Annotated in this window: 26 protein-coding genes; 3 read left to right on the top strand and 23 right to left on the bottom strand. The window is 72.1% G+C overall.

Annotation, left to right across the window (positions count from 1 at the left end; translation table 11 throughout):
• Positions 1–2 precede the first annotated feature (2 nt).
• From rpoZ to pyrR, 11 genes are all read right to left on the bottom strand, one after another.
• Positions 3–269, bottom strand: a complete 267-nt coding sequence (gene rpoZ / locus C569_RS0107005) for a DNA-directed RNA polymerase subunit omega (RefSeq protein ID WP_013285517.1) — start codon at positions 267–269, stop codon at positions 3–5.
• Between the two features lie 3 nt (positions 270–272).
• Positions 273–824: a guanylate kinase gene (locus C569_RS0107000; protein ID WP_026267801.1), complete on the bottom strand. Its 552-nt coding sequence runs from the start codon at positions 822–824 to the stop codon at positions 273–275.
• Positions 825–849: 25 nt separating this feature from the next.
• Positions 850–1167, bottom strand: a complete 318-nt coding sequence (gene mihF, locus C569_RS0106995; RefSeq protein WP_018785079.1) for an integration host factor, actinobacterial type — start codon at positions 1165–1167, stop codon at positions 850–852.
• Between the two features lie 175 nt (positions 1168–1342).
• Positions 1343–2182 carry an orotidine-5'-phosphate decarboxylase gene (gene pyrF / locus C569_RS0106990; RefSeq protein WP_018785078.1) on the bottom strand — a complete coding sequence of 280 codons (840 nt, stop codon included), beginning with the start codon at positions 2180–2182 and terminating at the stop codon, positions 1343–1345.
• Between the two features lie 86 nt (positions 2183–2268).
• Positions 2269–3543, bottom strand: a complete 1275-nt coding sequence (locus C569_RS0106985; protein ID WP_018785077.1) for an adenosylmethionine--8-amino-7-oxononanoate transaminase — start codon at positions 3541–3543, stop codon at positions 2269–2271.
• 102 nt (positions 3544–3645) lie between these two features.
• Entirely contained in the window at positions 3646–4653 is a 1008-nt protein-coding gene (locus tag C569_RS0106980) for a quinone-dependent dihydroorotate dehydrogenase (RefSeq protein WP_018785076.1), read from the bottom strand.
• 106 nt (positions 4654–4759) lie between these two features.
• Positions 4760–8131, bottom strand: a complete 3372-nt coding sequence (gene carB, locus C569_RS0106970; RefSeq protein ID WP_018785074.1) for a carbamoyl-phosphate synthase large subunit — start codon at positions 8129–8131, stop codon at positions 4760–4762.
• Positions 8124–9296, bottom strand: a complete 1173-nt coding sequence (gene carA, locus C569_RS0106965) for a glutamine-hydrolyzing carbamoyl-phosphate synthase small subunit (RefSeq protein ID WP_018785073.1) — start codon at positions 9294–9296, stop codon at positions 8124–8126. The genes carB and carA overlap by 8 nt, the downstream gene beginning before the upstream one ends.
• A gap of 178 nt (positions 9297–9474) precedes the next feature.
• Positions 9475–10752 carry a dihydroorotase gene (locus tag C569_RS0106960; RefSeq protein WP_018785072.1) on the bottom strand — a complete coding sequence of 426 codons (1278 nt, stop codon included), beginning with the start codon at positions 10750–10752 and terminating at the stop codon, positions 9475–9477.
• Positions 10749–11675, bottom strand: coding sequence for an aspartate carbamoyltransferase catalytic subunit (locus C569_RS0106955; RefSeq protein WP_018785071.1), 927 nt, complete (start codon positions 11673–11675; stop codon positions 10749–10751). Before C569_RS0106955 ends, C569_RS0106960 begins: the two co-directional genes overlap by 4 nt.
• Entirely contained in the window at positions 11672–12256 is a 585-nt protein-coding gene (gene pyrR / locus C569_RS0106950; RefSeq protein WP_026267800.1) for a bifunctional pyr operon transcriptional regulator/uracil phosphoribosyltransferase PyrR, read from the bottom strand. The genes C569_RS0106955 and pyrR overlap by 4 nt, the downstream gene beginning before the upstream one ends.
• A 286-nt stretch (positions 12257–12542) precedes the next feature.
• Here pyrR and C569_RS0106945 point away from each other — a divergent pair, with 286 nt between their 5' ends.
• Positions 12543–13031 (top strand): transcriptional regulator, encoded by a 489-nt coding sequence (locus C569_RS0106945; protein ID WP_013285505.1) that lies wholly within the window; start codon positions 12543–12545, stop codon positions 13029–13031.
• A gap of 60 nt (positions 13032–13091) precedes the next feature.
• Here the strand turns inward: C569_RS0106945 and nusB are convergent, their stop codons facing one another.
• From nusB to aroB, 4 genes are read right to left on the bottom strand one after another with little or no spacing between them, the layout of a single operon-like run.
• A complete protein-coding gene (gene nusB, locus C569_RS0106940) occupies positions 13092–13502 on the bottom strand; it encodes a transcription antitermination factor NusB (protein WP_174361785.1) in 411 nt (136 codons plus the stop codon).
• 23 nt (positions 13503–13525) lie between these two features.
• Entirely contained in the window at positions 13526–14083 is a 558-nt protein-coding gene (efp, locus tag C569_RS0106935) for an elongation factor P (protein WP_018785069.1), read from the bottom strand.
• Positions 14084–14124: 41 nt separating this feature from the next.
• The gene (gene aroQ, locus C569_RS0106930; RefSeq protein WP_018785068.1) at positions 14125–14574 is read right to left on the bottom strand and encodes a type II 3-dehydroquinate dehydratase; all 450 of its coding nucleotides are present in this window, start codon (positions 14572–14574) and stop codon (positions 14125–14127) included.
• Positions 14571–15647 carry a 3-dehydroquinate synthase gene (aroB, locus tag C569_RS0106925; RefSeq protein ID WP_018785067.1) on the bottom strand — a complete coding sequence of 359 codons (1077 nt, stop codon included), beginning with the start codon at positions 15645–15647 and terminating at the stop codon, positions 14571–14573. Before aroB ends, aroQ begins: the two co-directional genes overlap by 4 nt.
• Before the next feature lie 92 nt (positions 15648–15739).
• Between aroB and C569_RS0106920 the strand changes: the two genes are divergently transcribed.
• Both C569_RS0106920 and C569_RS0106915 read left to right on the top strand, forming a co-directional pair.
• The gene (locus C569_RS0106920; RefSeq protein WP_018785066.1) at positions 15740–16282 is read left to right on the top strand and encodes a DUF2243 domain-containing protein; all 543 of its coding nucleotides are present in this window, start codon (positions 15740–15742) and stop codon (positions 16280–16282) included.
• Positions 16279–17100: a cytochrome c oxidase assembly protein gene (locus C569_RS0106915; protein ID WP_018785065.1), complete on the top strand. Its 822-nt coding sequence runs from the start codon at positions 16279–16281 to the stop codon at positions 17098–17100. The genes C569_RS0106920 and C569_RS0106915 overlap by 4 nt, the downstream gene beginning before the upstream one ends.
• Here the strand turns inward: C569_RS0106915 and C569_RS0106910 are convergent.
• The 8 genes from C569_RS0106910 to C569_RS0106875 form a co-directional block, all read right to left on the bottom strand.
• On the bottom strand, positions 17090–17599 hold the full coding sequence (locus tag C569_RS0106910) for a shikimate kinase (protein ID WP_018785064.1): 510 nt from the start codon (positions 17597–17599) through the stop codon (positions 17090–17092). The genes C569_RS0106915 and C569_RS0106910 overlap by 11 nt on opposite strands.
• Positions 17596–18774 carry a chorismate synthase gene (gene aroC / locus C569_RS0106905; RefSeq protein ID WP_026267799.1) on the bottom strand — a complete coding sequence of 393 codons (1179 nt, stop codon included), beginning with the start codon at positions 18772–18774 and terminating at the stop codon, positions 17596–17598. The genes C569_RS0106910 and aroC overlap by 4 nt, the downstream gene beginning before the upstream one ends.
• Before the next feature lie 156 nt (positions 18775–18930).
• Entirely contained in the window at positions 18931–19749 is an 819-nt protein-coding gene (locus C569_RS0106900) for a shikimate dehydrogenase (RefSeq protein ID WP_018785062.1), read from the bottom strand.
• A gap of 28 nt (positions 19750–19777) precedes the next feature.
• Positions 19778–20197 (bottom strand): hypothetical protein, encoded by a 420-nt coding sequence (locus tag C569_RS0106895; RefSeq protein ID WP_231394731.1) that lies wholly within the window; start codon positions 20195–20197, stop codon positions 19778–19780.
• A gap of 33 nt (positions 20198–20230) precedes the next feature.
• A complete protein-coding gene (gene mltG, locus C569_RS0106890; protein WP_018785060.1) occupies positions 20231–21436 on the bottom strand; it encodes an endolytic transglycosylase MltG in 1206 nt (401 codons plus the stop codon).
• Complete coding sequence (ruvX, locus tag C569_RS0106885) at positions 21433–21894, bottom strand: Holliday junction resolvase RuvX (protein ID WP_018785059.1); 462 nt, start codon at positions 21892–21894, stop codon at positions 21433–21435. The genes mltG and ruvX overlap by 4 nt, the downstream gene beginning before the upstream one ends.
• A 298-nt stretch (positions 21895–22192) precedes the next feature.
• Positions 22193–24874: an alanine--tRNA ligase gene (gene alaS, locus C569_RS0106880; protein ID WP_018785058.1), complete on the bottom strand. Its 2682-nt coding sequence runs from the start codon at positions 24872–24874 to the stop codon at positions 22193–22195.
• Positions 24871–25176: a DUF6167 family protein gene (locus tag C569_RS0106875; RefSeq protein ID WP_026267797.1), complete on the bottom strand. Its 306-nt coding sequence runs from the start codon at positions 25174–25176 to the stop codon at positions 24871–24873. The genes alaS and C569_RS0106875 overlap by 4 nt, the downstream gene beginning before the upstream one ends.
• Between the last annotated feature and the right edge of the window lie 7 nt (positions 25177–25183).

Genomic DNA, 25183 nt, shown 5'->3' with positions numbered 1-25183 from the left:
GGTTACGGCTGGTCGGTCGGCTCGGCGGTGAGCAGGCCCGCGTTGATCTCGCGCATGGCGATGGAGAGCGGCTTCTCCTGCGGGGTGGTCTCCACCAGCGGGCCGACGTACTCCAGGAGGCCCTCACCGAGCTGGCTGTAGTAGGCGTTGACCTGACGGGCGCGCTTGGCGGCGAAGATGACCAGCGCGTACTTCGAGGTGGTCTTCTCGAGCAGCTCGTCGATCGGCGGGTTGGTGATGCCCTCGGGGTTGGTGGCGATGGATCCCACGAATTAAACCTCTGCGTCTCGTGCGCCGCCCGCGGGCGGTCGGGCCGGAGCCAGGAAGGACGAACCGAGCAATCCTACCAGCTCCGCCGCGGCGCGCTCGGTGCGGTCGTGTGCCACGGCGTGGGCGAAGACGGCCGCGACGTCCGGGTCGGCCCGGTACGCCGGGGGCGCGAGCAGCACCAGCCGCACACCGGGCGCCGCCGCCCGTACCGCCAGCGCGCCGGCCAGGTCCAGCGGCAGCAGCACCGGCCGTCCCTCGGCGAGCCGCGCCCGCACCCCGGCCCGGGGCACCCCCCGGCGGTACGGCCCGATCCGGCACCACTCCAGCAGTTCCCCGGCGGCGATCAGCCGGTCGAAGCCGGGCGCGTCGAGGAAGACCCGGTCGACGCCGTCGCGCTCGTCCGGACGGGGCGGGCGGGTGGTGGCGACCACCGGCACCCAGACAGAAGCAAGGCGCGCCCGGACCGCCCCGACGACACTGCTCCGGCCGGCCCCGGAGGGACCGGACAGGACAGTGAGCCGAGCCGCCGAGCGCGCCTCGTCATCCGTGCTCACCGCTTGTTTCTACACGGCGGGCCGTTCAGTTGGCGGCGAACTCCCCGAGCAGCGCCTTGCGCTGCTGCTCGCCGAGGCCGCGCAGGCGACGGCTGTCCGCGATCTTGAGCTTCTCCATGATCTGGGTGGCCCGGATCTTGCCGATGCCCGGCATCGCCTGGAGCACGGCCGAAACCTTCAGCTTGCCCACGACGTCGTCGGACTCGGCCCGCGCGAGGACGGTGGCGAGGGTGGTCTTGCCCTGCTTGAGCTGCTCCTTCAGCTCAGCGCGGGCCTTGCGGATCTCCGCGGCCTTCTCCAGCGCGGCAGCGCGCTGCTCGGGGGTCAGTGACGGGAGCGGCACCAGTTCTCCTCAGGTCCCTAGTACGGCGGGCTGAGCGCCCCACCGCATCTGTGAAACGTGGTGTCGCTGGCAACCAAAGGGGTCCGTGGTTCCCAGCGCGGGGAAAACTAGCGGTCAACGGAGATTTCGGCAACGTGGGCGCGCGATGATCAACCTAAAGTGACCGAGCCGTCAGTCAGTCCGCCGCACCCAGGGCGGCCCGGCAGTCGGCCAGCACCCGCTCGGTGGCGGCCCGCAGGTCGGCCGGGTCGGGGCCCGCGCCGAGCACCTCCCGGGAGTACGAGGGCAGCACCGACGGCAGCGCGGCGCCGAACACGGTACGCAACCCGGCGGGCGTTCCGCCCTGCGCGCCCAGCCCCGGCGCGAGCAGCGGACCGTTCACCGAGCCCAGATCGTGACCCGTCCCGCCGACTGTCGCACCGACCACCAGACCGAAGCTGCCGAGCGGCTCCGCACCCCGGTTGAGCTGGGAAATCTCGTCGATCACGGTCTGCGCGACGGTGCGCCCGTCGGCACCCACGGCGCGCTGCACGGAGGCGCCCTCCGGGTTGGAGGTGAGCGCCAGGACGAAGACCCCGCCCCCGTGCTCGGCGGCGGTGGAGAACATCGGGGCGAGCGAACCTACTCCCAGGTAGGGGCTCGCGGTGACCGCATCGACATACAGCGGGCTGGATGGATCAAGGTACGCCGACGCATAGGCGGCCACGGTCGAGCCGATGTCACCACGCTTGACGTCGAGCAGAGTGAGCGCTCCGAAATCTCGCAACTGTCGGATAGTTGACTCAAGCACCCCGACACCCCGGGCGCCGAAGCGCTCGAAGAACGCCGACTGCGGCTTGACCACGGCCACCCGGTCACCGATCGCCTCCACCACAGTGGCGCAGAACCGCTCCAGGCCCGCCACGTCGTCGGACAGGCCCCAGGCGGTCAGCAACCCGGGGTGGGGATCGATCCCCACGCAGAGCGGTCCTCGTTCCGCCACGGCCCGGTGCAGACGGGCGCCGAACGTCTCCATGCGTCTCTCCTTCTCCCGGCGGCTCCGGTCCGCCTGGCGTGTCCGGCGACGGGCCTCCCGTCGCGCCCTGTCGAACCCGACCGGGCTCAGCCGGCCTTGACCGCCGCGGCCACCCCGGCCGCGATCCGCGCCACGTCCGCGGCGTCGCAGACGTACGGCGGCATCGTGTAGACGAGATCCCGGAACGGGCGCAGCCACACCCCCTCGGCCACCGCGGCGGCTGTGGCCCGGGGCAGGTCCACCTCGTGGTCGAGCTGCACCACCCCGATCGCGCCGAGCACGCGTACGTCGGCCACGCCGGGCGCGTCCCGCAACGGCGCCAGGCCGGCCCGCAGGCCCTCGGCGACGCCCGCCACCCGTCCCGCCCAGTCCCCGGCCCGCAGGAGTTCCACCGATGCGTTGGCGACGGCGCAGGCGAGCGGGTTGCCCATGAACGTCGGCCCGTGCGCCAGCACCCCGCCGGCGGAGATGGCCCGCGCCACCTCGGGCGTGCACAGCGCCGCGGCGAGCGTCAGGTACCCGCCGGTGAGCGCCTTGCCGACGCAGAGCACGTCCGGAGTGACGCCGGCGTGCTCGGCGGCGAACATCCGGCCGGTCCGGCCGAAGCCGGTGGCGATCTCGTCGAACACCAGCAGGATGCCGTGCCTGCGGGTCACCTCGCGCAGTACACGCAGATAGTGCGGGTGGTGGAAGCGCATCCCGCCGGCGCCCTGGACGACCGGCTCCACGATCACCGCGGCCAGTTCGCCGGCGTGCCGCTCCACCGCGTCCACCAGCGCCGCCTCGTACGCCGGATCCGGCGTCGCGTCGAACCCGGGCGGCGGCGCCGGCGCGAACACCTGCCGGGGCAGCACGTCGCCCCAGAGGTGGTGCATGCCGCCCTCCGGGTCGCACACGCTCATCGGGTGGAACGTGTCGCCGTGGTACCCGCCCCGCCAGGTGCCCAGCCGGCGGCGCTGCGGGCGTCCCCGCGCCCGCTGGTACTGCAGGCACATCTTCACCGCGACCTCGACGCTCACCGAGCCGGAGTCGGCCAGGAAGACGTGTTCCAGGCCGTCCGGGGTCAGCTCGACGAGCGTGCGCGCCAGGCGTACGGCGGGTTCGTGGGTGAGCCCGCCGAACATGACGTGGCTCATCCGCGCGAGCTGGCCGGTCACCGCGGCGTCGAGCACCGGGTGCCGGTAGCCGTGGATCGCCGCCCACCACGACGACATCCCGTCGACCAGCTCCCGCCCGTCCGCGAGCCGCAGCCGCACCCCCGCAGCGCTGTCGACGACGTACGGCGCCGCGGCGGCGGGCATCGGGGCGTACGGGTGCCACACGTGCCGCCGGTCGGCCGCCAGGATCTCCTCGGGCGTCACGTCTCCTCCTTCGCCCCTCTCCCCCGCGATCTTGCAGTTGCCGCCCCGGACGCGCCCGGAACGGGGCGGTACGCCGGGGCCGGAAGTGCAAGATCGCGCGGGTCAGGTTCGGGTTGTGATGGCCCGGGTCAGGGACGGGCCCCGGTAGATGAAGCCGGTGTAGAGCTGGAGCAGGGCGGCCCCGGCGTCGAACATGCGCGTCGCGTCGTCGGGATGCAGGATGCCGCCCACGCCGATCACCGGCAGCCGGCCGCCGGTCTCCCGGTGCACGAAGGCGACCATCTCCCGGGCCCGGGCGGTCAGCGGACGGCCGGACAGCCCGCCGGCCTCGGCGGCGCGTTCCCGGTCGGCCGGGGCGAGCCCGTCCCGGGCCAGCGTGGTGTTCGTGGCGACGACCCCGGCCGCGCCCCGGTCGAGGCACACCTCCAGCAGCTCGGCCACGGCCGGCTCGGTCAGGTCCGGGGCGATCTTCACCAGCACCGGCTTCTCCCCCACCAGCGCGGCGAGCAACGCGTCCAGATGGGACCGGTCCTGAAGCGACCGCAGCCCGGGGGTGTTCGGTGAGGACACGTTCACCGCGAAGTAGTCGCCGTGGTCCTTGAGCGCCCGGTACGAGGCGAGGTAGTCCTCGACCGCCTCGTCCAGCGGGGTCACCTTGGACTTGCCGAGCGAGATGCCCAGCGGCACGCCGAGCGGGCGCGGCGACGCGGCCAGCCGGTCCGCGAGCGCCGCCGCGCCCGCGTTGTTGAAGCCCATCCGGTTGATCACCGCTTCGCTGTCGCGCAGCCGGAACAGCCGGGGCCGCGGGTTGCCCGGCTGGGCGTGCGCGGTCACGGTGCCGACCTCGACGAAGCCGAAGCCCAGCGCCGGCCAGGCCGGCAACGCGAGCCCGTTCTTGTCCATGCCGGCCGCCAGCCCGACCGGGTTGGGGAAACGCACCCCGAACACGGTGCGTGGTGCCGGCCGGAAGTACGCCGCCCGCAGCGCCGCGAGCACCGCCGGCTGCCGCGACACCGCGGCCAGCCGCGCCAGCGTCCACTCGTGCGCACCCTCCGCGTCCCCGCCCGCGAGCGAGAACAACCGGGGCCGCACCACCTTCTCGAAGATCACGCCCCACCCCCCTGCCGGGCACCGGCCCGGTCGATCATGAGGGTGGCGGCGATGTGGATCTCCATATCGGCCGCCAACCTCATGATCGACGCGTGGCGGCGCGCTGTCACTCGCCCGCCCGCAGGGCGGCGTGCAGGTCCTGCAGCGGGCGGACCTTCAGGTCACCCCGGATCCGCGCCTCGATGCCCATGACCGCTGCGGCGGCGCCGGGGACGGTGGTGACGCACGGGATGTCCGCGCTCACCGCCGCGCTGCGGATCTCGTACCCGTCGGACCGGGCGCTCGCGCCGGAGCCCTGCGGCGTGTTCACCACAAGCGCCACGTCCCCGCCGAGGATCAGCGAGACCGCGTCCGCGCCCTCACCCGACTCGTAGTGCTTGCGGATCTGCTCGCAGGCGATGCCGTGCCGGCGCAGCACCTCGGCCGTGCCGGTGGTGGCCACGATCTCGAAGCCCAGGTCCGCCAGGCGCTTGATCGGGAAGATCATGCCGCGCTTGTCCCGGTTGGCGACCGAGACGAAGATCTTCCCGGCGGTCGGCAGCGACCCGTACGCGGCGGCCTGCGACTTGGCGAACGCCTGACCGAAGCCGGTGTCGATGCCCATCACCTCGCCGGTGGACTTCATCTCCGGGCCGAGCAGCACGTCGATGCCCTTGCCCGACGGGGTGCGGAACCGCTTGAACGGCAGCACCGCCTCCTTGACCGCGATCGGCGCGTCGGCCGGCATGGTGCCGCCGTCGCCGGTGGGCGGCAGCATGCCCTCGGCGCGCAGCTGCGCGACGGTGGCGCCGAGCGCGATCCGGGCCGCCGCCTTCGCCAGCGGCACCGCAGTGGCCTTCGAGACGAACGGTACGGTCCGGGAGGCGCGCGGGTTGGCCTCCAGCACGTAGAGCATGTCGCCCTGCAACGCGTACTGCACGTTCAGCAGGCCGCGCACCCCGATGCCGCGGGCGATCTGCTCGGTGTAGTGCCGCACCTGGGCCAGGTGCGAGCCGGCCAGGGTGATCGGCGGCAGCGCGCAGGACGAGTCGCCGGAGTGGATGCCGGCCTCCTCGATGTGCTCCATCACGCCGCCCAGGTAGACGTCGCCGTCGGCGTCCACCAGCGCGTCCACGTCGATCTCGATGGCGTCGTCCAGGAACCGGTCCACCAGCACCGGGCGGTCCGGCGAGATGGCGGTGGCCCGGCCGATGTAGTCGCGCAGCGTGGCGTCGTCGTACACGATCTCCATGCCGCGCCCGCCGAGCACGTACGAGGGGCGGACCAGCACCGGGTACCCGATCTCGTCGGCGATCGTCTTCGCCTCGTCGTACGAGGTGGCCATGCCGTGCGCGGGCGCGCGCAGCCCGGCCCGGGCCAGCACCGCGCCGAACGCGCCGCGCTCCTCGGCCAGGTGGATCGACTCCGGGGAGGTGCCGACGATCGGCACCCCGGCGTTCTTGAGCCGCTGCGCCAGGCCCAGCGGCGTCTGCCCGCCGAGCTGCACGATCACCCCGATGACGCCCGGACCGCCGGCCTCCCTGCCGGAGGAGTCCTCGGCGTGCCAGACCTCCAGCACGTCCTCGAACGTCAGCGGCTCGAAGTAGAGCCGGTCCGCGGTGTCGTAGTCGGTGGAGACGGTCTCCGGGTTGCAGTTGACCATCACGGTCTCGTAACCGGCCGCAGCGGCTGTGCCGATCGGCGCGCTTCGCAGCGCTTGTACCGCGTGCACGCACGAATAGTCGAACTCGATGCCCTGCCCGATCCGGTTCGGCCCGGAGCCCAGGATGAGCACCTTCGGCCGGGCCGAGGGCGCCACCTCGGTCTCCGAGTCGTACGTCGAGTAGTGGTACGGCGTGGTCGCCTCGAATTCGGCCGCGCAGGTGTCCACCGTCTTGTAGACCGGGCGGACGCCGAGCCGGTGCCGCAGCGTGCGGACGCCGTCCTCGGCGGCCAGCTCGGGACGCAGCGCGGCGAGCTGCCGGTCGGACAGGCCGGCCCGCTTGGCCCGGCGCAGCAGGCCGGCGTCGAGCACCGGCGCGTCCACGATCTCGGCGCGCAGCTCGACCAGCGAGGCGATCTGGTCCAGGAACCACGGGTCCATGCCGCCGGACGCCTCGGACACCTCGGCGATCGACGCGCCGAGGCGCAGCGCCCGCTCGACGGTGTAGAGCCGGCCGTCGTGCGGCGTGCGCAGCGCGGCGAGGGTGTTCTCCCTGGTGGCGCCCTCCGGGTCGGGGACCGTCCAGAAACCGGACGATGTGGTTTCCATCGAGCGCATCGCCTTGTTCAGCGCCTCGGTGAAGTTGCGGCCCAGGCTCATCGCCTCGCCCACCGACTTCATCGTGGTGGTCAGCTCCGGGTCCGCGCCGGGGAACTTCTCGAACGCGAACCGGGGGATCTTCACCACCACGTAGTCGAGCGTCGGCTCGAACGCGGCGGGCGTCTTCAGCGTGATGTCGTTCGGGATCTCGTCGAGCGTGTAGCCGATGGCGAGCTTCGCGGCGATCTTCGCGATCGGGAAGCCGGTGGCCTTCGACGCCAGCGCCGAGGAGCGCGACACGCGCGGGTTCATCTCGATCACGACGATCCGGCCGTCGGCCGGGTTCACCGCGAACTGGATGTTGCAGCCGCCGGTGTCCACACCGACCTCGCGCAGCACCGCGATGCCGAGGTCGCGCAGCCGCTGGTACTCCCGGTCGGTGAGCGTCATCGACGGGGCGACGGTGACACTGTCGCCGGTGTGCACACCCATCGGGTCGACGTTCTCGATCGAGCAGACCACCACCACGTTGTCGTGGCGGTCGCGCATCAGTTCGAGCTCGTACTCCTTCCAGCCGAGCACGCTCTCCTCGATGAGCACCTCGTGCACCGGGCTGGCCGCCAGGCCCGAACCGGCGATCCGCTCCAGGTCCTCGTCGGTGTGCGCCATGCCGGAACCGAGGCCGCCCATGGTGAACGACGGCCGGATGACCACCGGCAGGCCCAGCTCGGCGACCGTCTCACGGACCTCGTCCATCGAGTGGCAGACCCGCGACCGCGGCACCAGCGCCGCCGGATCCGCCAGCCCCAGCCGTACGCCGGCCTTGGCGACGATCTCCTTGAACAGCTGCCGGTCCTCGCCCCGGTTGATCGCCTCGATGTTCGCGCCGATCAGCTCGACGCCGTACTTCTCCAGCACGCCCGCCTCGTGCAGGGCGACAGCGGTGTTCAGCGCCGTCTGCCCGCCGAGCGTCGGCAGCAGCGCGTCGGGGCGCTCCTTGGCGATGACCAGCTCGACGAACTCAGGCGTGATCGGCTCGACGTACGTGGCGTCGGCGAACTCCGGGTCCGTCATGATCGTCGCCGGGTTGGAGTTGACCAGGCTGACCCGGATCCCCTCGCTGCGCAGCACCCGGCAGGCCTGGGTGCCGGAGTAGTCGAACTCGCAGGCCTGTCCGATCACGATCGGCCCGGAGCCGATCACCAGGATGTGCTTGAGGTCGGTCCGCTTAGGCATTGTCGCGCCCCTCAGTCTGCTTCCGGTCGAGGCCGCCGCCCTCGATCAGCTCGGCGAAGCGGTCGAAGAGGTAGTCCGCGTCGTGCGGGCCGGCCGCCGCCTCCGGGTGGTACTGGACGGTGAAGGCGGGCACGTCCACGGCCCGCAGCCCCTCGACCACGTTGTCATTGAGGCAGACGTGTGACACCCGGACACCGCCGAACTCGGTCTGGATCACCTGATCCGGCACCACCGCGCCGTCCCCGGCACCCGGCACCTGCACCGCGAAGCCGTGGTTGTGGCTGGTCACCTCGACCTTGCCGGTGGCCCGGTCGAGCACCGGCTGGTTGATGCCGCGGTGGCCGTACCCCAGCTTGTAGGTGCCGAAGCCGAGCGCCCGGCCGAGGATCTGGCTGCCGAAGCAGATACCGAACAGCGGAATCCGCCGCGTCAGCACCTCCCGGGCCAGCGCCACCGGGCCGTCGGCGGTTGCCGGGTCGCCCGGGCCGGGCGAGAAGAAGACAGCGTCCGCGCCGGTGGCGAGCAGATCCTCGATCGTCGACCCGGCGGGCAGCACGTGGGTGGTGACGCCGCGGGCGGCGAGCCGCCGCGGCACGTTGCGCTTGATGCCCAGGTCCACCGCGGCCACCGTGAACCGGTGCTCGCCCTGCGCCTGCACGACGTACGGCTCGGCGGTGGTCACCTCGTCGGACAGGTTCGCGCCGACCATCTGCGGCGAGCGGCGCACCCGCTCCAGCAGGGCGGCCGGGTCGTCGTCGACGCTGGAGATGCCGACCCGCATCGCGCCGCGCTCACGCAGGTGCCGGGTCAGCGCCCGGGTGTCCACCCCGCTGATGCCGACGACGCCCTCGGCGGCGAGCCGGTCCTCCAGGCCGCCGGTGGCCCGCCAGTTCGAGCTGATCCGGGCCGGGTCGCGCACCACGTACCCGGCCACCCAGATCCGGCCGGACTCGTCGTCGGAGCCGTTGACGCCGGTGTTGCCGATGTGCGGGGCGGTCTGCACCACCACCTGCCGGTGGTAGGACGGGTCGGTGAGCGTCTCCTGGTAGCCGGTCATACCGGTGTTGAACACGGCCTCGCCGAAGGTCTCCCCGACGCTGCCGTACGCCTCGCCGTGGAACGTGCGCCCGTCCTCCAGGACGAGAATCGCGGGACGTCGCTTCACTGTGCCCGCCTTTCGTTCGCGACTGCGGGACTCCGCTCCGCTACGTTCCTCGCTCGGATCACTGTGTCTCCTTCGACCCGGACTGCGGGACTCCGCTCCGCTACGTTCCTCGCTCGGATCACTGGGTCTCCTTCGACCCGGACTGCGGGACTCCGCTCCGCTACGTTCCTCGCTCGGATCACTTGACAGCCTTTCCGTCCAGGACCGTCGGCTCGCCGCGCAGGAAGGTCGCCACGATGCGACCCGGCAGCGTCATGCGGGCGTACGGGGTGTTGCGACTACGGCTGGCCAGCTCCGCCGGTTCGATCACGCGGCGGGCGGCCGGGTCGACCAGTGTCAGGTTGGCCGGTACGCCGGGCGCCGGGTCGAGACCGTGCCCCGCCAGCCCGGCGATCCGGGCCGGCGTGCGGGACATCCGCTCGGCGATCAGGTCCCAACGGGGGCCGAACACGTCGAGCGCGATCGACAGCGCCGTCTCCAGACCGAGCATGCCCGGCCGGGCGTACGCCCACTCGCACTCCTTGTCCTCCACCGCGTGCGGCGCGTGGTCGGTGGCGATGACGTCGATCACGCCTTCGGCCAGCGCCTCCCGCAGCGCGGCGATGTCGGCGGCGGTGCGCAGCGGCGGGTTGACCTTGAAGACCGGGTCGTAGCTCTCCGCCTTGGCGTCGGTGAGCAGCAGGTGGTGCGGCGTCACCTCGGCGGTGACCCGTACCCCGCGCGCCTTGGCCTGACGCAGCACCTCGACGCTGCCGGCGGTGGAGACGTGGCAGACGTGCAGGCGGCTGCCGACGTGCTCGGCCAGCAGCACGTCCCGGGCGATGATCGCTTCCTCGGCGACGGCCGGCCAGCCGGTCAGGCCGAGGCGGGTGGACACCTCACCCTCGTGCATCTGCGCGCCCTCGGTCAGCCGGGGCTCCTCGGCGTGCTGGGCGATCACGCCGTCGAACGCCTTGACGTACTCCAGCGCCCGGCGCATCAGCCGCGGGTCCGACACGCAGTGCCCGTCGTCGGAGAAGATCCGCACGCCGGCGGCCGAGTCGGCCATCGCACCCAGCTCGGCCAGGCGTTCGCCGGCCAGCCCGACGGTGACCGCGCCGATCGGCTGCACGTCGACCAGGCCGGCCTCCCGGCCGAGCCGCCAGACCTGCTCCACCACGCCCGCGGTGTCCGCCACCGGGGAGGTGTTCGCCATCGCGCACACCGCCGTGTAGCCACCGAGCGCCGCCGCCCGGGAACCGGACTCGACCGTCTCGGCGTCCTCCCGGCCGGGCTCGCGCAGGTGGGTGTGCAGGTCGACCAGGCCGGGCAGCGCGACCAGGCCGGTCGCGTCGACGACTGTGGCGCCGTCCGCGGCGAGCCCGCGGCCCGCCTCGGCCACCACGCCGTCGCGGATGAGCAGGTCGGTCGGCTCGCCGCCGACGACGCTGACGCCTGTGATGAGGTACGTGGTCACCGGTTGTTCCCTCCGAGCAGCAGGTAGAGCACGGCCATCCGCACGGAGACCCCGTTGGCGACCTGTTCGACGATGGTGGAGCGGGGCGAGTCGGCCACCTCGGGCGTGATCTCCATGCCCCGGTTCATCGGGCCGGGGTGCATGACGATCGCGTGCCCGGGCAGCCGGCGCATGCGAGGCCCGTCGAGCCCGTAGCGGCGGGCGTACTCGCGGGCCGACGGGAAGTAGGAGTCACCCATCCGCTCGCGCTGCACCCGCAGCATCATCACCACGTCCACGTCTGGGAGAACGGCGTCGAGGTCGTAACAGACGTCGGTGCCGGGGGCCAGGGCGGCGGCGATGTCGACCGGGATGAGCGTGGGCGGGCCGACCAGTGTCACCTTCGCGCCCAGCGTGGACAGCAGCAGCACGTTGGAGCGGGCCACCCGGGAGTGCAGCACGTCGCCGACGATCGCCACGTGCAGGCCGTCGAGGCGGCCCAGCCGGGACCGCATCGTGTACGCGTCGAGCAGCGCCTGGGTGGGGTGCTCGTGGGTGCCGTCACCGGCGTTGAGCACCGATCCGTCCACCCACTCGGCGAGCCGGTGCGGGGCGCCGGAGGCGGGGTGCCGGACGACCACCGCGTCCGCGCCCATGGCCTGGAGCGTGAGCGCGGTGTCCTTGAGGCTCTCCCCCTTGGCCACGCTGGAGCCCTTGGCGGAGAAGTTGATCACGTCGGCGCTGAGCCGCTTGGCGGCCGCCTCGAACGAGATCCGGGTACGGGTGGAGTCCTCGTAGAAGAGGTTGACCACGGTGCGCCCGCGCAGTGCGGGCAGCTTCTTGACCTCGCGTCCGGCCACCGTCGCCATCTCCGCGGCGGTGTCGAGGACCAGGGTGGCGGTGCCGGCGTCCAGGTCGGCACCGGAGAGCAGGTGCCGGATCATGCGGGTGTACCCCCGTACAACTTGACCTCGTCCGTGCCGTCGGTCTCGGCGAGGGTGACCTTGACGTTCTCGGCCAGCGCGGTGGGGATGTTCTTGCCGACGTAGTCGGCGCGGATCGGCAGCTGGCGGTGGCCGCGGTCGACCAGGACCGCGAGTTGCACGGACGCCGGGCGGCCGACGTCGCTGAGCGCGTCCAGCGCGGCCCGCACGGTACGGCCGGAGAACAGCACGTCGTCGACGAGGACGACCCGCTTGCCATCGATCCCGCCGGGCGGCAGGTCGGTCGGGCCGACCGCGCGGGTGGCGTGCCGGCGCAGGTCGTCGCGGTAGAGCGTGATGTCGAGCACGCCGACCGGGACTGTCACGTCCTCGAAGGTGCTGATCCGGGCGGCGAGGCGGTGGGCCAGCGGCACGCCCCGGGTGGGGATGCCCAGCAGCACGGTGCCGGCGGCGCCCTGGGTCTTCTCCAGGATCTGGTGGGCGATGCGGTCGACCACCCGCGACACGTCCGCTGCGGCGAGGATCACCTTCACCGAGGGTTGTCGTGGCGGCGACGGGTGGGCAGCCGGTGGGTAGGCCACGGTGGACCTCCTTCCCCGCCTCACGGGACGGGTCGTTAAAGGACGTCTGGTCGGCTCCGGCCGGCCCGCGAGGGCCCGGACCGGGGCTTCACGCCACGTTACCAGCGGTCACCGGGCCGCCCGCCGCCGGTCCTGACCTGCTGGTCAGCCCCGGAGAAATGGGGACAAGCCACACGAGGGTGGCGGGCCCGGTGGACGGCAACACTTGACCACGTGTCGCAATCCCCGTACCGTCACGCTCCGTAGCGATAGCTCGGGGAACCCGAACAGCACTGGGAGTGTCCGCATGCCCTCTGAATACGCCAAGTCGCTGGGCGCCCGCCTGCGCTCCATCCGCCAGCAGCAGGGCCTGTCCCTGCAGGGGGTGGAGGAGAAGTCGAACGGGCGGTGGAAGGCCGTGGTGGTCGGCTCGTACGAGCGCGGCGACCGCGCCGTCACCGTGTCCCGCCTGGCGGAGCTGGCCGACTTCTACCGCGTTCCCGTCTCGGAGCTGCTGCCCGACGGCAGCGGGGTGCGTCACGAGCCCACCAGCAAGATCGTCCTGGACCTGGAGCGGCTCTACGACGAGGCGTCCGAGGACCTCGCGTACGTGGCCCGCTACGCGCGCGCCATCCAGCAGCAGCGCGGCGACTACAACGGCCGGGTGCTCTCGATCCGCGCGGACGACCTGCGCGCCCTCGCGATCGTCTACGACGCCTCACCGTCGGGCCTGATCGAGCGGCTGACCGAGCACGGCGTGCTGGTCGCCGACCCGCGGGCGTTCTTCGCGTCCTGACATCCCCGTACGACGAAGGGCCCGTGCCGGTCGGCACGGGCCCTTTCTCGTTGCGGCGCGTCAGCGCGTGGCGTACTCGGCGATGCGGCCGAGGATGCCGTTGAGGAAGCGCGGCGAGTCGTCGGTCGACATCTGCCGGGCCAGCTCCACGGCCTCGCTGATCGCCACCGCGTCGTCGATCTCGTCGACGTAGAGCAGCTCGTACACGGCGATCCGGGCCAGGTTGCGGTCGACCACCGGCATCCGCTCCAGCGTCCACCCCTCGGCGTAGCTGGCGATCGTCTCGTCGATCCGGTCGAGGTGCGCCGCCACGCCCTCGACCAGCCCGACCGCGTAGCCGAGGTGGTCGGGGCGCGGCTGCTCGATCCGCTCCAGATAACCGGCGAGCACCTCGACCGGCGGGCGGTCCCGCAGATCGGCCTCGAAGAGCACGTCCAGCGCCCGCTTGCGCGCCTTGCGGCGCGCCGGCATCTGCTGCTTGGGGCCCTCGGCCATCAGGCTCGGCCGAGGTAACGGCCGTCGCGGGTGTCGACCTTGATCTTCTCACCGGTGGTGATGAACAGCGGCACCTGCACGGTCGCGCCGGTCTCGACGGTGGCCGGCTTGTTGCCGCCGGTCGAGCGGTCACCCTGCAGGCCCGGCTCGGTGTAGGTGACCTCGAGCACGACCGAGGTCGGCAGCTCGATGTACAGCGGCACGCTCTCGTGGGTGGCGACCGTCGCCTCGGCCTCGGGGAGGAGGTAGTTGGCGGCCTCACCGACGGTGCCGCCGGGGACGGTGATCTGGTCGAACGTCTCCAGATCCATGAAGACGTAGTCCTCGCCGTCGGCGTAGAGGTATTGCATGGTGCGCTTGTCGACGGTCGCGGTCTCGACCTTGGTGCCCGCGTTGAAGGTCTTGTCGACCACCTTGCCGGACAGCACGTTCTTCAGCGTGGTGCGCACGAAGGCACCACCCTTACCGGGCTTGACGTGCTGGAACTCGACGACGGCCCACAGCTCGCCGTCCAGGTTGAGTACCAGGCCGTTCTTCAGGTCGTTGGTGGAGGCCATTTCCTGCCTTGATCATCAATTGGCGGACAGACCGTGCAAGTCTACTCGCTCTGTCGAATCGGACTCGCACGCTGAGCCAGGTGGTGCAGGGCCAGCCGGTAGCCGTCCACGCCCAGGCCGCAGATCACGCCGGTGGCGACCGCGGAAACCACCGAGTGGTGCCGGAACTCCTCCCGGGCGTGGATGTTGGAGATGTGCACCTCGACCAGCGGGCCGCGCAGCATGGCGCAGGCGTCCCGCACCGCGATCGAGTAGTGCGACCAGGCGGCCGGGTTGAGCACCACCGCCGCCGCCTCGTCGGCCGCCTCGTGCAGCCAGGCGAGCATCTCGTGCTCGGCGTCGGTCTGCCGCACCACCACGTCCAGCCCCAGCTCCCGGCCGTGCCGCTCGCAGTCGGCCACGAGCTGGGCGTACCCGGTCACCCCGTACACGTCGACCTGGCGGGTGCCGAGCCGGCCCAGGTTCGGCCCGTTGAGCACGTACACCCTCACGAGCTGATCTCCTCGTACGCGGCGGCGAGCAGGTCGTCCGGCGGCGCCTCCAGGATCGCCGGGCGGGCGAGCCCGTCGAGCACCACGAACCGCAGCCGGCTGCCCCGGGCCTTCTTGTCCACCCGCATCGCGGCGAGCAGCTCCGGCCAGGCGTCGGCCCGGTAGCCGGTGGGCAGGTCGAGCGCGGCCAGCACCCGGCGGTGCCGGTCGGCGCCCTCCGCGTCGAGCCGACCGGCGAGCCGCGCCAGCGTGGCCGCGTAGACCAGGCCGACCGACACCGCGTGACCGTGCCGCCAGCGGTAGCCCTCCACCTTCTCGATCGCGTGGGCGAGGGTGTGCCCGTAGTTGAGCACCTCGCGTACCCCGGATTCGCGCAGGTCCCCGGCGACCACGTCGGCCTTCACGCGGACCGCGCGTTCGACCAGTTCCCGCAGCACCGGCCCGGCCGGGCCCAGCGCGGCGGCCGGATCCCGCTCGACCAGGTCGAGGATGACCGGGTCGGCGATGAACCCGCACTTGACCACCTCGGCCATCCCGGCGGCCAGGTCGGCCGGGGGCAGGCTGTCCAGCGTCGCCAGGTCGGCCAGCACGCCGGCCGGCGGGTGGAACGCGCCGACCAGGTTCTTGCCGGCCGCGGTGTTGATGCCGGTCTTGCCGCCGACGGCGGCGTCGACCATGCCGAGCAGCGACGTGGCGACCGGCACCCAGCGCACGCCGCGCAGCCAGGTGGCCGCGACGAAACCGGCCAGGTCGGTGACCGCGCCGCCGCCCACCCCGACCACCGCGTCGGTACGGGTGAACCCGGCGTCGCCGAGCCGGTCCCAGCAGGCCGCCGCCACGTCGACGTGCTTGCCCGCCTCGGCGTCGGGCACCTCGATCAGCAGCGGCGTCACGCCACTCTCGCGGACGCCGTCGGCGAGCTTGTCGGCGAGCGCCTTGAGCGGCGGCGCGTGCAGGAAGGCCACCCGCTCGGCGCCGGGCAGCAGCGCCGGCGACGGGTCCAGCAGGTCACGTCCCACCAGCACGTCGTACGGCCGCTCGCCGCCGACCGGGATCCGGGTCACCTCGTCCATCGCCGGCAGCCTAGTCCAGCGCGCCGCCCTCGCGCGGCGACTGTCCACAGGCTGGGTGTTTGTCCGGCCGTGCACCGGGTAGGGCGGGCGGAATGAGCGAGACGACGGCACACCCGACCCGGCCGGAGTCGGCGACGAGTATCCGGCTGCCCGCCACGATCCTCGGCGTCGGGCTGGGCGGCTTCGTCGACGGCATCGTCCTGCACCAGGTCTTCCAGTGGCACCACATGCTCAGCAGCACCGGCAGCGACCACATCGGGGTACGCGAGTACCCGGTGGACACGGTGTCCGGGCTGCAGATGAACACGCTCTGGGACGGCCTGTTCCACGTGGTCACCTGGGTGGCGGTGCTGACCGGTCTGGCCCTGCTCTACTCCCGGGTCACAGGCTCCCGGGGCCGGCTGTGGCGCTCGCCGATGCTGTGGGGCTGGGTCCTGGTCGGCTGGGGTCTGTTCAACCTGGTCGAGGGCGTCATCGACCACCACCTGCTCGGCATCCACCACGTCCGCAGCGGCCCGGACCAGCTCTGGTGGGACCTCGGGTTCCTGGCCCTGGGCGTGGTGCTGATCGCTGTGGGCTGGGCGATCCAGCGCCGGGCCCGGGACGTGGACCTCTGCGCGCCGGAGCGCCGGTGACACTGGCGCACGCCGGGCACGCCGGCGGCGGCTTTCCGGTGACCGCGCTGATCCCGGTGGCGCTGTTCTGGGCGTACCTGGCCGCCGCGCTGCGGCTGCGCGACCCGGGCGGGCCGGGCTGGCCGCACGCCCGCACGGCGAGCTTCGGGCTGGGCGCACTGCTGCTGGCGGCGGGACTGCTGTGGCCGGCCGGCGACTTCGTCGGGCACATGTGGCAGCACCTGCTGATCGGCATGCTGGCGCCGCTGGCGCTGGTGCTCGGCGCCCCGGTCACGCTGCTGCTGCGCACGCTCGACCGGCGTACCGGCCGGGCCCTGGTCCACCTGCTGCGCCATCCGGTCGCGCGGGTTCTCGGCCACCCGGCGACCGGGCTGCTGCTCACCGCGGGCGGGCTCTGGCTGCTCTATCTCACCCCGCTGTACCGGGCCACAGTCGGCAGCCCGGTCCTGCACACGCTGGTGAACCTGCACTTCCTGCTCAGCGGCTGCCTGTTCGCCTGGTCGATCGCCGGGCCGGATCCGGGACCGCACCGCCCCCGCGTACCGGTACGGCTGGTGGTGATCGGGTGCGGGGTCGTTGCGCACGCCGCCATCGCCCAGTTGCTCTACGCCGGGCTGTTCGTGGACGTGCCGGCCACCGCCGCCGAGCTGCGGGCCGGGGCCACGCTCATGTACTACCTCGGCGACCTGGCCGAGATCGCGCTGGCGCTGGCGCTGCTCGCCACCTGGCGACCGGAGCGCCCGGCCCGTCGCATGCCACAACGTTCCGCAGACACCCATGACGTTCCACCCACGGTGAGCGGCGGCGTCAGGGCTTGAGCAGCGCGGCGATCTCCGCGGCCAACTCCTGCGGGGTACGCCCGTCGGTGACCACTGTCGCGGTCGCCACCTCGGCGTAGAGCGGTCGGCGCTGATCCATCAGGTGCTTGAGCGTGGCGCGCGGGTTCAGCGCGAGCAGCGGCCGCCCGGCACCGAGACCGACCCGCTTGAGCGCGTCGGGCAACTCCACCGACAGGTGCACCACCGTGTGGCCGATCAGCGCGGCCCGGTTCTCCTCGGCCAGAACCGCGCCGCCGCCGAGCGCGAGCACGCCCGCGTGCGACGCGAGCGCCGCCGCCACGGCGGCCCGTTCGAGGGTACGGAAGTGCTCCTCCCCCTCGTCCACGAAGATCTCCGGAATCGGCTTGCCGGCGAGGTTCTCGATGTCGGCGTCGGTGTCCCGGAAACCGACGCCGAGCGCGTCGGCCAGCGCCGTGCCGACAGTGTTCTTGCCGGAGCCGGGCGCCCCGACCAGCACGCAGACCGGCCGGGTGCTCATTTGACGACCAGCCCGTCGAGGTAACCGTCCAGGTTACGGCGCATCTCGGCGACCGAGTCGCCGCCGAACTTCTCCACCGCCGCCTCGGCCAGCACCAGCGCGACCATCGCCTCGGCCACCACTGCCGCGGCCGGCACCGCGCACACGTCGGAACGCTGGTTGATCGCGGTGGCCGGCTCGCCCGTCGTCACGTCGATGGTGGCGAGCGCCCGGTTCAGCGACGAGATCGGCTTCATGGCCGCCTTCACCCGCAGCGGCTCACCGGTGGTGATGCCGCCCTCCAGGCCACCGGCCCGGTCGGTGATCCGCCGCACCCCGGTGGCGGTGGGCACGATCTCGTCGTGCGCCTCGGAGCCGCGCGAGCGGGCCTGCTGCCAGCCGTCGCCGATCTCCACGCCCTTGATCGCCTGGATCGACATGAGCGCGGTGGCGAGACGGGCGTCGAGCTTGCGGTCCCACTGCACGTGGCTGCCCAGGCCCGGCGGCACCCCGTACGCGAGCACCTCGACCACGCCGCCGAGCGTGTCGGCGGCCTTCTTCGCGGCGTCGACCTCGGCGACCATCCGGGCGCTGGCCTCGGCATCGAGGCAGCGCAGCGGGTCGGCGTCGATACGCGCGGCGTCCTCCGGGGTGGGCCGCAGACCCGGCTTGACCGCCACCGGACCCAGCTCGACCACGTGGGAGACGATCTCGACGCCGAGCGCCTGACGGACGAGCGCCTTGGCGACGGTGCCGACGGCGACCCGGGCGGCGGTCTCCCGGGCGCTGGCGCGCTCCAGGATCGGCCGCGCGTCGGTGTGCCCGTACTTCTGCATGCCTGCCAGATCGGCGTGACCCGGGCGGGGGCGGGTCAGCGGCGCGTTGCGGGCCTGGCTCGCCAGTTCCTCCGGGTCGACCGGGTCGGCGGCCATCACGGTGCGCCACTTGGGCCACTCGGAGTTGCCGACCCGGATCGCCACCGGACTGCCGAGCGTCACCCCGTGCCGGAGCCCGCCGATGATCTCGACCTCGTCCTGCTCGAACGACATCCGGGCGCCCCGGCCGTAGCCGAGCCGGCGCCGGGCCAGCTCGCCGGAGATCTCCCCGGTGGTCACCTCGATGCCGGCGGGTACGCCCTCCAGCATCGCGACGAGGGCGGGTCCGTGCGATTCACCTGCAGTCAGCCAGCGCAACACGACGGTCAGTGTGTCACGCCTGGTGGTTACCGGCGTACGCCGCCCACCGCGTCCCGCCCACCGGACAGGCCACCTCCGCGACGATCTGCCGCCCGGTGGGTGAGGAGTTAGCAGGGGGCCCTTCCTCTACCGGAGGCGTTAAGAAGGGGCCCTTCCTTACACCGGCAGCGCGGCGCGCATCGCGGCGCGGGGGGCGGTGACGCCGGTGAACTGCTCGAACTGGCCGACTGCCTGAACCAGCAGCAGGTCCAGCCCGGAGACCACCCGGCATCCGGCGGCGAGCGCCGCCGCCGCGAGCGGCGTGGGCCACGGGTCGTAGACGACATCGAAGAAGACCGACTCCGGCCGCCAGTCGAAGTTGTCGGTTAGCGGGTCGGCCACGCCCTTCGGCACCGTGGAGATGACCAGATCGGCGCGGGCGTGAGTGGGTGCTCCGTCCCACTCGGCACCCGCGAGCGGCACGCCGGCCGCCGCCGCGATCGGGCGCAGTTCGTCGACCGCCTCCGGGCGGCGGGCCACCACAGTCACCTCGGCCGCACCGATCCGGCCCGCCGCCGCGATCGCGGCCCGTGCGGTGCCACCCGCGCCGAGCACAGTGACCACCGCCCCGGCCACGCAGCCGGCACCGGTGAGCACCTCGACCATGCCCGTGACGTCGGTGTTGTCCGCGTACCAGCTGCCGTCGGGCCGGCGTACCAGCGTGTTTGCGGCGCCGACGGCGGCGGCGACCGGCGAGACCTCGTCGGCCAGCGCGAGCGCCGCCTCCTTGCCCGGCATGGTCACCGACAGCCCGGCCCACTCCGGGCCGAGGCCCGCGACCAGGCCGGGCAGCTCGTCGGCGCCGGCTTCGATCCGGGTGTACGACCAGCCGGTCAGCCCGGCCGCCGCGTACCCGGCGGTGTGGATCACCGGGGAGAGCGAGTGGGCGATCGGCTTGCCGATCACTGCGGCACGACGGCGGGTCGAGAACTGCACTGCCTCTCTCCCCCGGGTGATGGACGGATCAGGGCAGCGTAGCCGCAGACGAGCAGTTGCCGATCCCGGTCCGGCAGATCCGGTAGGAGTAGTCCGACACACCGAACGTCGCGGACTTCTCCGTCGAGGTGCAGACCGAAGCGCCCTGCCAGGACCACGAGGATCCCCCGGGCGCGCGCACCTGCCAACGCGCGCAGTGCCCGTCCGACAGCGTGTCGCGAGCGAACAGCTCCCAGTTGGCATCGCCCAGGTAGACCGCTGTTCCAGCCGCTCCGGTTGTGCTCCGAGTGATCGTCGCCGCCTGTGCAGGCACAGCGGCGAATCCCAACAGCATCGCGGCGCCCGTTCCCACCACGCCGACTCGCCGCGACCACGAACCACGCATCATGATGCCCCCCGCGTCTCGATACTGAATGCAGACACTGAGCATAGTGACCGCGTTCAGCAAGCATCGCGGCTGAGCGAGGTCGCGCGGCCGTGCCTAGAGAACGCCGTTCTCCTTGGCCTTCTCGATGTTGCGCTCATGCTCGGCGTTCGTCGTCGCAAAAGCCGAGTGTCCCTGTTTGTCGATGGCGACGAAGAAGAGCCACTTTTCGTTCGGCGGCTTCAGCGCGCCCTCCAGAGCCTGCTTCCCCGGGTTGTTGATGGGAGTCGGGGGCAGGCCCGGGTGGGCATGGGTGCTGTAGGGGTTCTTCTCGTCGTACAGCTCCGCTCTGCTCATGTCCTTCGACGCCTTTGTCGGCTTACCGGTCAGCTCCCAGTAGTAGTTGACCGACACGTCGAACTGCAGACAGTTGCAGGGGAAGTTGCCGCCGTAGACCCGGTTGTAGGCGACGCGGGCGATCTTGCCGAGGTCGTCCTTGTTGCCCGCCTCCGCCTGCGAAAGCGACGCTACGATGAGCACCTCGTACGGGCTGATGCCGCCGCGGTTCGCCTGCACGTTCTCGGCGAACCTCAGGTTTTCGGTGACGGTGAGGAAGTTGTCCACCATCAGCTTGAGCACCGTCTCGGCGGTGGCCTTCGGCGGGATCTCGTAGGTGTCCGGGAAGAGGAAGCCTTCGATCGACGGGGTGACCTTCTTGCCGTCGGAACGCTTGAACCACCAGTCCGGTACGCCGAGCGCGATCGGATCCTTCGCCGCCGCCTCGAAGTCCTCGACCGGGATGTCGGTCTTCTCGGACAGCCGCTTGTAGACCGTCTTCGCGGTGAGGCCCTCGGGGATCGTGATCCCGTTGACGATCTTGTTCTTGAGGTCCAGCAGCGCCGCGACCGCCGCGTCACCGCTCATCTGCTTGCGCAGCTTGTACGTGCCGGGCTGGATGTTCTTGCTGCGCGAGTTCTCCTCGGCGGCCTCGATGAACGCCTTGGTGCTCTTCACCACGTCGGACGCGACGAGCGCGTCGCCCATGTCGGCGATCAGCGCGCCCTGCTTGATCTCGACGGTCACCTCGCCGGTACCGGAGCCGTCGTAGTCGGGCGTGACGAAGTAGCTCTGGACCCGGTCGAAGCCGTAGAAGGCGGCGCCGCCGATGCCGCCCAGCAGAACCAGGGCGAGCGCGAGGGCGAGCAGAGTCTTGCCCCGGCCGCCGCCGGACCTGCCCTGCCGTCGGCGTACCGCGCCGCGCCGGTGTCGGCCCTTGTCCCCCCTGTCCTGTTCGTCGAAGCCCAGATCAAGGTCGTCGATCATTGCGTCCGCCTCCGCTGTGCGTCCAGCCAGCTCTGCAGAATCTCCACCGCGGCGGCCTGGTCGACCACCGCTCGTTGGCGCTTTCCCCGGACGCCCCGTTCGGCCAGCCTACGACTCGCGACGACGGTAGACATCCTCTCGTCCGTCATCGTCACCGGAATCGGCCCCATCACATCAGCCAATCGGCTGACATATGCTGATACGTTCGCCGCCGCGGGGCCGTGCTTTCCGGCGAGGTTGACCGGCAGCCCGACCACGATCCCCACCGCCTCGTGCTCGGCGGCGAGCCGGACCAGCTCGGCCATGTCGGCGGGCACCGCGTCCGGTTCCGCCGACAGGTCGCGGGCCAGCGTGACCAGCGGGGTGGCGAGGATGCCGTGCGGATCACAGCGGGCCACCCCCACCCGGACCTGGCCGACATCGACACCCAGCCGGACGCCACGGGACAGCTCGGTCACGGACGGACACCTCCCCGCCGGTGCGGGCCAGGGCGGACCGGGTGGTCCGCCCTGGCGTACATCCATGCAATCATGCCGGGCCGACTAGGCATGCCCTCACGGCCCTCGCTCCGCTCGGTGCATTCACTCATGCCGGGCCGACCGGGCATGCGCTCACGGCCCTCGCTCCGCTCGGTGCATTCACTCATGCCGGGCCGACCGGGCATGCGCTCACGGCCCTCGCTCCGCTCGGTGCATTCACTCATGCCGGGCCGACCGGGCATGCGCTCACGGCCCTCGCTCCGCTCGGTGCATTCACTCATGCCGTGCCGGCGACCGCCCGCTCGACGGTCACCAGCAGGTTCGGCGCCTCCGCCGCGGGCAGCCCGCCGCCCTGGGCCAGGTCGTCGCTGCCGCCGCCCCGGCCGGAGAACGCCGCCTTGACCAGGTCCTTCGCGCTCAGGTTCCGCCCACGGGCGGCCTGGTTCACAGCCACCACCAGGGACGCCTTGCCGTTGGCGCGGGCGGCCACCGCGACCACCGCCGGGCGGGCCGCGTCGATCCGGCCCCGGATCTCCTGGGCGAGCGTCCGCACGTCGTTCGCCGCAGCGCCCTCCGGCGCCTCGGTGCCGACGTATGCGACGCCGCGCACGTCCTTCGCCTGCGCCGCCAGGGCACCGGCCCCGCCGAGCACGAGCTGGGCACGAAGCTTCTCCAGCTCCTTCTCCGCGTCGCGCAGCTGGGTGACCGTCTGCTCCACCCGGTCGGCGACCTGCTCCCCCGGCACCCGGAACAGCTCGGCGAGCCGGGACACCAGCAGGTGCTCACGGGCCAGGAAGCCGAACGCGTCCATGCCGACGAGCGCCTCGATCCGGCGTACGCCGGAACCCACCGACGCCTCGGAGAGGATCTTCACCAGGCCGAGCTGGGCGGAGCGGGCCACGTGCGTGCCGCCGCACAGCTCCCGGGCGTAGTCGCCGACCTCGACGACCCGGACCCGCTCGCCGTACTTCTCGCCGAACAGGGCCATCGCCCCGATCCGGCGGGCCTCCTCCTGGCTGGTGACGAACGCGTGCACCTCCAGGTCGGCCAGCAGCACCTCGTTGACCTGCTGCTCCACGTCGTGAAGCACGCTTGGCGCCACACCCGTCGGGGTGTTGAAGTCGAACCGCAGCCGGCCCGGCGCGTTCAGCGAACCGGCCTGCGTCGCCGACTCGCCGAGGAAGTTGCGCATCGTCTGGTGCACCAGGTGCGTAGCGGTGTGCGAGCGGGAGATCGCCCGGCGGCGGGAGGTGTCGATCTCGGCGTACCCGGTCTCCCCGGAGCGCACCTCGCCGCGCACCACAGTGGCCCGGTGCACGATCAGGCCGGGCACCGGCTGCTGCACGTCGAAGACCTCGACCTGGCCGCCGCCCACTGTGATGAGCCCCTGGTCGGGCTGCTGCCCGCCGCCCTCGGCGTAGAACGGGGTGGTGTCGAGCACCAGCTCGACCGTGTCGCCCTCGACCGCCGCCGAGACCGCGGCGCCGCCGGCCAGCAGCGCGCGCACCCGGGACTCCCGGCTCAGCTCGGTGTAGCCGGTGAACTCCACCGGCCCGCCGCCGTCGAGCACCGACCGGTACGCCGACACGTCGGTGTGCCCGGTCTTGCGCGCCTGCGCGTCGGCCTTGGCCCGGCTGCGCTGGTCCGCCATCAGCCGGCGGAAGCCCTCCGCGTCGACCTGCAGCCCCTGCTCGGCGGCGATCTCCAGGGTCAGGTCGATCGGGAAGCCGTACGTGTCGTGCAGCTGGAACGCCTTGTCACCGGACAGCGCCGGCTTGCCGGCCGACCTGGTCTCGGCGATGGCGGTGTCCAGGATCGTGGTGCCGGCGCGCAGCGTGGCCAGGAACGCGTCCTCCTCGGCGTACGCGTACTGGGAGATCCGGCCGAACTCCTCGGCCAGCTCCGGATACGACGGCGCCATGCAGTCGCGGGCCACCGGCAGCAGCTCCGGCAGCGCCCGGTCGGCGTAGCCCAGCAGCCGCACCGCCCGGATCGCCCGGCGCATGATCCGGCGCAGCACGTAACCCCGGCCCTCGTTCGACGGGGTCACCCCGTCGCCGATGAGCATCAGCGAGGTGCGCACGTGGTCGGCGATCACCCGCAGGCGTACGTCGTCCGGGTGCGACTCGTTTGCCGCGTGACCGGAGTGCACGCCGTAGCGCTTGCCGGTCAGCTCGGCGGCCTTGTCGAGGATCGGCTTGACCTCGTCGATCTCGTAGAGGTTGTCCACGCCCTGCAGCAGCGAGGCCATCCGCTCCAGGCCCATGCCGGTGTCGATGTTCTTCGCCGGCAGGTCGCCGAGGATCGGGAAGTCCTCCTTGCCGACGCCCGGACCGCGCTCGAACTGCATGAAGACGAGGTTCCAGAACTCCAGGTACCGGTCCTCGTCGACCTCCGGGCCGCCCTCGCGGCCGTAGGCCGGGCCGCGGTCGTAGTACAGCTCGGAGCACGGGCCGCACGGGCCGGGGATGCCCATCGACCAGAAGTTGTCGGCCTTGCCCCGGCGCACGATCCGCTCGGCCGGCACGCCGGTGGCGTGCCAGATGTCGTACGCCTCGTCGTCGTCCAGGTAGACGGTGGCCCAGATCCGCTCCGGGTCCAGCCCGAAGCCGCCCGCCTCGACCGGCTTGGTGGCCAGGTCCCAGGCCAGCGGGATCGCCCCGGACTTGAAGTAGTCACCGAAGGAGAAGTTGCCGTTCATCTGGAAGAACGTGCCGTGCCGGCTGGTCTTGCCGACCTCGTCGATGTCAGGCGTCCGGATGCACTTCTGCACGCTCGTCGCCCGCGCGTACGGCGGGGTCTGCTGGCCCAGGAAGTAGGGCACGAACTGCACCATGCCCGCGTTGATGAACAGCAGGTTCGGGTCGCTGATGGCGGGCAGCGGAGCGGACGGCACCACGGTGTGCCCGTTCGCCTCGAAGTGGGCGAGGAACCGCCGCTTGATCTCCGCCGTCTTCATCGCTGGTGGTCCTCCGGGAAAATCTCTCGGTCGCCGATCCGCGGGTCCTCCCGCAGCTCGGCGAACTGGTCGTCGTACACCTCGCCGCGGGCGAAGGCCTCGTGGATCTCCTGCTCACGCTCGGCCATACCGACCCGGACGTCGTCCACGAACGCCCGGAGCGACTCGACCAGACCGCCGGCGGACTCGGACAGCCCGCTGGCGATGCCGGCCGGGGTGTACGCCTGCGCGGTCCGGGTGGCCTTGCGCACCACCAGGACGCCCACGGCCACCCCGATGCCCAGCCAGAACAACCGCCTCATGTTCTCA

Origin of the sequence: Micromonospora sp. CNB394 (assembly GCF_000374985.1) — a bacterium.
GTDB lineage: Bacteria > Actinomycetota > Actinomycetes > Mycobacteriales > Micromonosporaceae > Micromonospora > Micromonospora marina.
The sequence above is the reverse complement of the archived record's forward strand: the minus strand, read 5'-3'. Positions and strand labels throughout refer to the sequence as shown.

Excerpts from the sequence above, each read along its gene's own strand:
- nusB (WP_174361785.1), bottom strand. The coding sequence starts at position 13,502 with ATGCCGGCGCGCCGCAAGGCGCGCAAGCGGGCGCTGGACGTGCTCTTC.
- alaS (WP_018785058.1), bottom strand. The coding sequence starts at position 24,874 with ATGAAGACGGCGGAGATCAAGCGGCGGTTCCTCGCCCACTTCGAGGCG.
- C569_RS0106875 (WP_026267797.1), bottom strand. The coding sequence starts at position 25,176 with ATGAGGCGGTTGTTCTGGCTGGGCATCGGGGTGGCCGTGGGCGTCCTG.
- carB (WP_018785074.1), bottom strand. The coding sequence starts at position 8,131 with ATGCCTAAGCGGACCGACCTCAAGCACATCCTGGTGATCGGCTCCGGG.
- C569_RS0106910 (WP_018785064.1), bottom strand. The coding sequence starts at position 17,599 with ATGAGCACCCGGCCGGTCTGCGTGCTGGTCGGGGCGCCCGGCTCCGGC.
- C569_RS0106955 (WP_018785071.1), bottom strand. The coding sequence starts at position 11,675 with ATGATCCGGCACCTGCTCTCCGGTGCCGACCTGGACGCCGGCACCGCC.
- C569_RS0106920 (WP_018785066.1), top strand. The coding sequence starts at position 15,740 with ATGAGCGAGACGACGGCACACCCGACCCGGCCGGAGTCGGCGACGAGT.
- C569_RS0106945 (WP_013285505.1), top strand. The coding sequence starts at position 12,543 with ATGCCCTCTGAATACGCCAAGTCGCTGGGCGCCCGCCTGCGCTCCATC.
- mltG (WP_018785060.1), bottom strand. The coding sequence starts at position 21,436 with ATGATCGACGACCTTGATCTGGGCTTCGACGAACAGGACAGGGGGGAC.
- efp (WP_018785069.1), bottom strand. The coding sequence starts at position 14,083 with ATGGCCTCCACCAACGACCTGAAGAACGGCCTGGTACTCAACCTGGAC.
- pyrF (WP_018785078.1), bottom strand. The coding sequence starts at position 2,182 with ATGGAGACGTTCGGCGCCCGTCTGCACCGGGCCGTGGCGGAACGAGGA.
- aroB (WP_018785067.1), bottom strand. The coding sequence starts at position 15,647 with ATGGACGAGGTGACCCGGATCCCGGTCGGCGGCGAGCGGCCGTACGAC.